Source organism: Corallococcus sp. AB018 (assembly GCF_003986945.1).
Classification (GTDB): domain Bacteria; phylum Myxococcota; class Myxococcia; order Myxococcales; family Myxococcaceae; genus Corallococcus; species Corallococcus exiguus.
Window position 1 is genome coordinate 1 of the sequence record NZ_RAWR01000368.1, and the last position, 5,126, is coordinate 5,126.

Sequence of the window (5,126 nt, forward strand, 5' to 3'; positions counted from 1 at the left end):
GGCGCTTGCGGCGGCAGCTTCGGCTGCGCGGCCATCTCCGCGTCCGTCGCGAGCTGGCCGGGCTGGTACGAACGGACCGTGGACTCGTAGTTGTCGTACACGCCGTTGATGAGGTTGCGCAGCATCTCCTTGTGCTGCTCCTCCATCAACTCGCGCACAACCTCCGCCAGGTTCTCCGCGTTGAGGATGTCCGCGTAGGACGTCTTCTTGGACGCGAGGATGTTCCCGCCCACGAACAGGTGGGTGATGATGTGGGGGTTGTTGACGCCCGAGTCCTCGGTCTGGACGTGGTAGACCTTCCCCTTGTGCTTGATGTTGTGATTGAAGCCAGTGACGGCTTTTTCGAAGGTTTTCGCCATTGCCGAGGTCGGGCACCGTAGCAGCGGGGTCCAGGCTTCACAAGGTAAGCGTCACGCGCTCCGCACCTCTTTTTTGTGCGTGCCTGCCCGCTTCCCGCCGGTGTGCGTCCGCCACCTTCTGTCACCCTCCGTGTACGGATCCACACGTGGACACCAGCCTGGCGGGCACGGGCGGCTCTGTTGAAAAGCTGAAACGCCCTGGGGTACGTAAACCCCTCTGACGATCGCGCCGTCAGTCCCTCCCTCCCTGCCGCGGCCGGAACACCACCGATGAAAAAGCCGGACACCATCGCGGAAAAGGTCCGCCTGCAGGATGCCCAGGCGCTCGCGCAGGGCTACTCGCCCGCCATCCGCGCCATGGAGATTGCCTCCATCATCGCGTTCGTGGGCCTGGAGAGCGTGCTCGTCTACAAGCTCTGGAGCACCCACCACACCGGCCCGTGGATGCTGATCCTGGCGGTGGTGCTGGGCTACCTGGCCGCGGACTTCGTGTCCGGCTTCGTCCACTGGATGGGCGACACGTGGGGCTCCACGGAGATGCCCGTCCTGGGCAAGGCGTTCATCCGCCCCTTCCGCGAGCACCACGTGGACGAGAAGGCCATCACCCGCCACGACTTCGTGGAGACCAACGGCAACAACTGCCTCGTGTCGCTGCCGGTGGCGGCGCTCGCGGTCGCCGTGCCGCTCGCTGGCCCGGGCTGGGTGTTCCTGGCCGCGTTCCTGGGCGCGATGATCTTCTGGGTGATGGCGACCAACCAGTTCCACAAGTGGTCCCACCTGGATGAGCCGCCCGCGATCATCAACTTCCTGCAGCGCGTGCACCTCATCCTGCCGCCGGACCACCACCGCATCCACCACACCGCGCCCTTCAACCAGTACTACTGCATCACCGTGGGCTGGATGAACCGGCCGCTGAAGATGATCCACTTCTTCCCGCTGATGGAGCGGCTCATCACCTGGGTCACCGGTCAGCTGCCGCGCCAGGACGACATCGGCACGGAGGCCGCCCAGGCGCTCGTCGCCGTGGACGGCGCCCAGGAGGTGCCGGTCATCCAGGCGGCCAAGGAGCTGCTCAAGTCCTCCGCCGAGGAGCCCACGGCGAGCGTCTCCACGCCCCCCGTGCGCTGAAGGCCGGGCCCCAGGCGGCAAGGCCGCCTAGAAGCGCAGGTCCACCTGCTCCGCGGAAGGAATGGGGCGCCCCAGGAAGCGGGCCCCCACCTCCACGAAGCGCTCCGGCACGTCGGTGACGAAGAAGGCGTGCTCGGGCGCGCCCACGGACGCTGGCGCCAGCAGCCCCTTCTCCTCCAGCAGCTGGGCCACCGCCTCCGCCGTGGCCTCCGCCGAGTCCACCAGCGACACGTGCGGCCCCACGACCTCGGCGATGACGCCCTTGAGCAGCGGGTAGTGGGTGCAGCCCAGCACCAGCGTGTCCACCCCATCGCGCGCGAAGCCGGCCAGGTACTCACGGGCCACGAGCAGCGGCACGTCGCCGTTCGTCCACCCCTCTTCCGCCAGGGGAACGAAGAGCGGGCACGCCGTCGCCTTCACCGCGATCTTCGGGTTGCCCGCCTCCAGCGCCCGCTGGTACGCGCCGGAGCGGATGGTGCCCGGTGTTCCGATGACGCCCACCCCGCCGCCCCGGGTGCGCTGGAGCGCCGTGCGGGCCCCGGGCTCAATCACGCCCAGCACCGGCACCGGCAGCGCGGCCTGGAGGGCGGGCAGCGCCGCGGCGGAGGCGGTGTTGCACGCCACCACCAGCAGCTTGATGCCGCGCTCCAGCAGGAACTCCGCGTTCTTCAGCGAGTAGCGCGTCACCACCTCGCCGGACTTGGTGCCGTAGGGCACCCGCGCGGTGTCTCCCAGGTAGAGCGTGCGCTCGTGGGGGAGCCGCGCCATGAGCGCCTTGAGGACCGTGAGCCCTCCGATGCCGGAGTCGAACACGCCGATGGGACCGTGGCTGTCTTGCCGCATGGGGTGAGTCCCTATCACGTTTGATGCCAACGCCCCCCGCACCGCCCGCGTGTCCCCCAGAACGCACGAAGGGCCGGAAGCCTGGAAGGCCTCCGACCCTTTCATGCCGCCCGGCCCGGGTGGGCCTTAGCGACTACTGCACGCGGTCGAGCGGAGCGATGGCGGCCTCCGCCGCGCTCGGGAAGTCGTGGGCGTAGACGCGCAGGCTCAGCATGTCCGCTCCCCGGGGCGAGATGTAGCGCCGGCCGTTCGTGCCGTTCGCCTGCAGCGACACGAAGTACTCACCGGGGCGCAGGAACTCGAAGACGGCCGGGGACTCGTTGCAGGAGAACCACTGCCCCGCTTCGCCGTAGACCCACTCGCTGGTGTGGATGTCCTGGAAGTTGATGCCCACCTCGCTCACGCCGGCCTGGCCGCAGTTGAGCTTCGTGCTGCCTTCATAGAGCTGCCAGCCCACCGCCGCGCCACCAATGGCCCAGGTGTTCGCCGTGATGGAGGCCGGGATGCCCGCCTGCGACGTGAAGCCACCACCGTAGTAGTAGAGGGGCCGCTCGTACGCGTCGACGCCCACGATCTCCAGGTAGTGCTGCCCGGGAGCAATCTCCGGCGTCTCCACCGAACGGCCCTGGCTGCCCTGGTTGCAGTTGAAGCGCGCCCACGCGCCGTCATCCACCCGGGCGTCCACGTAGGCGACGCCCGCCTGCTGACAGGAGGGGTAGTACGAGCCCGCCTCCGTGGGGAACAGCCAGTTCACATAGGCGTAGGACGTGGCGCCCGTGCGGCCCGTGTTGAAGTTGATGGGCACCGCCGTGTTGCCGTCCACGGAGAACGTGCCGCGGTACGAGTAGACCGCCACGCCGTCATAGTCGACCGCCTCCGCCGTGAACGAGTAAGTGCCGGGCGCGAAGTCGTGCAGGATGATGCCGTCGAAGCCGTTCGCCGAGCAGGGATACTTGCCGTCACCCTCGAGGATCTCGCCGTCGATGTAGATGTCCACGCCATCGATGTTCCGCATCTGGCCGCAGGTGGCGCCATCGAAGCTCCACGACATCCGGACGTCGCCGGGGTAGCGGTTGTCTTCGATGATGCAGCCAGAGAGTCCTGAGGAGAGGCAGAGGAATGCGGCGAGCGTTCTCGCGTTCATGGTGGGCATCCGTGGTTCGGTTTCGGGAAGTTGAGGTCGTCGGCCCGTAACAACCCTCCAGACGACCAGCCCCGGGAATTATTCAGTGCCGTCCAAAGCAACCGGGCGTCGTAAGCATGTTTGACCCACCCGAGGACGGAATGTTACGCGCTGGACCCCATGATACCCCACCTGCCACTGGCCTTTGGCGCCATGAACTACGTGGAGATCATCCGCGACGCGTCGTTCATCGAGCTCGCGGTGCTCCTCCTCCTGATGGGCGTCTCGGTCGCCTCCTGGGCCCTCATCGCCATGAAGGCCACCCAGCTGTCGCGTGCCCGCGCCCAGTCGCTTACCTTTCTTGACACGTTCTGGAAGGCGTCCCGGCTGGAGGCCATCTATCAGTCCGCCCAGAAGCTGGAGGGCTCGCCGCTGTCGAAGGTGTTCTGCGCGGGCTACGAGGAGCTGAGCAAGCTGGCGCAGACGGACAACAAGGAAGGCGCCGAGGCCGCGATGAGCGCCAAGCTGGGCGGCATCGAGAACGTGGAGCGCGCGCTCAACCGCGCGGCCACGGCGCAGATCACGGAGCTGGAGAACCGCGTGTCCTTCCTGGGCACGGTGGGCGCAGCGTCTCCGTTCGTGGGGCTGTTCGGCACGGTGATTGGCATCCTGGGCGCGTTCAACAACATCGCGGAGCAGGGCAACGCCACGCTGGCCACGGTGGCGGCGCCGGTGGGCAACGCGCTCTTCGCCACGGCGGCGGGGCTGTTCGCGGCCATCCCGGCGGTGGTCGCGTACAACTCGTTCGTCAGCCGCATCAAGGTGTTCGACACGGAGATGTCCAACTTCTCCGCGGACTTCCTCAACATCATCAAGCGGCACTTCTTCCGCTAGGGGACCCGTCACATGGGCATGGGCGGAGGCAAGGGCGGTGGTGGCCGCACCACGATGAGCGAGATCAACGTCACGCCCATGGTGGACGTGATGCTGGTGCTGCTCATCATCTTCATGGTGACGGCGCCCCTCATCCAGCAGGGCGTGAAGGTGAATCTCCCGGAGACCAAGGCGGCCCCGGTGGAGGCGACGGAGAAGAAGGTCGTCCTCTCCATCGACGCGGGGCGCAAGGTCTACATCGGGGATGCGGAAGTTCCGCTGGAGGAGCTGGAGACGAAGCTCGCCGCCAACGCCAAGGCGCAGGCGGACAAGGAAGTGTATCTCCACGCGGACCGCGACGTGCCGTACGGCGTGGTGGTGGAGGTGATGGCCGCGGCCCAGCGCGCGGGCATCGCCAACGTGGGGATGATCACGGAACCGGCCACGGGCTCCAAGGCGTCCAACTCCGGCAAGGCCGCCCCCGCCCCTTCCGGCGCCAAGGGCAAGCCCAAGGAGGCGAAGCGCTAGCCCATGAGTTCCGCGGTGACCCACAGCCTGCTGGTTTCACGGCCCACGCGGCTGTCGCGCTTCCTCGTCGTCTCCGTGGTCGGGCACGTGGCGGTGGTCGCCGCGGCGCTGCTGTACGCGGGCTTCTCGTCCGCGCCGAAGGTGAACCTGGACCAGAAGCCCATCAACGCGTCGCTGGTGCGGCTGGGCAAGCCGCGCGACCCCAAGCTCCTGCCGCGCAAGGAAGTGGCGCAGCCGCCGCCCAAGGAGGTCGTGGCGAAGCCCACGCCCAC

Annotated in this window: 5 protein-coding genes and 2 pseudogenes; 4 read left to right on the plus strand and 3 right to left on the minus strand. The window is 67.7% G+C overall.

Going from position 1 to position 5,126, the window contains the following annotated elements; translation table 11 throughout:
• Positions 1 to 359: pseudogene (locus D7Y11_RS41490) on the minus strand (hypothetical protein); the annotation flags it as partial.
• A gap of 270 nt (positions 360 to 629) precedes the next feature.
• Here D7Y11_RS41490 and carF point away from each other — a divergent pair.
• Positions 630 to 1,487: a plasmanylethanolamine desaturase gene (gene carF / locus D7Y11_RS41495; protein ID WP_120580669.1), complete on the plus strand. Its 858-nt coding sequence runs from the start codon at positions 630 to 632 to the stop codon at positions 1,485 to 1,487.
• A 27-nt stretch (positions 1,488 to 1,514) separates the two neighbouring features.
• On the opposite strand, the gene murI is transcribed toward carF, so the two are convergent.
• Together murI and D7Y11_RS41505 are read right to left on the minus strand one after the other, a co-directional pair.
• The gene (gene murI / locus D7Y11_RS41500; protein WP_121755684.1) at positions 1,515 to 2,330 is read right to left on the minus strand and encodes a glutamate racemase; all 816 of its coding nucleotides are present in this window, start codon (positions 2,328 to 2,330) and stop codon (positions 1,515 to 1,517) included.
• Positions 2,331 to 2,463: 133 nt separating this feature from the next.
• A complete protein-coding gene (locus tag D7Y11_RS41505) occupies positions 2,464 to 3,474 on the minus strand; it encodes a hypothetical protein (RefSeq protein WP_126936428.1) in 1,011 nt (336 codons plus the stop codon).
• A 159-nt stretch (positions 3,475 to 3,633) separates the two neighbouring features.
• Here D7Y11_RS41505 and D7Y11_RS41510 point away from each other — a divergent pair, with 159 nt between their 5' ends.
• The 3 genes and pseudogenes from D7Y11_RS41510 to D7Y11_RS41520 all read left to right on the plus strand — a co-directional run.
• The gene (locus D7Y11_RS41510) at positions 3,634 to 4,347 is read left to right on the plus strand and encodes a MotA/TolQ/ExbB proton channel family protein (RefSeq protein WP_120580672.1); all 714 of its coding nucleotides are present in this window, start codon (positions 3,634 to 3,636) and stop codon (positions 4,345 to 4,347) included.
• Positions 4,348 to 4,359: 12 nt separating this feature from the next.
• Positions 4,360 to 4,854, plus strand: coding sequence for a protein TolR (gene tolR, locus D7Y11_RS41515; protein WP_120580673.1), 495 nt, complete (start codon positions 4,360 to 4,362; stop codon positions 4,852 to 4,854).
• Positions 4,855 to 4,857: 3 nt separating this feature from the next.
• A pseudogene (locus D7Y11_RS41520) lies at positions 4,858 to 5,126 on the plus strand (energy transducer TonB); the annotation flags it as partial.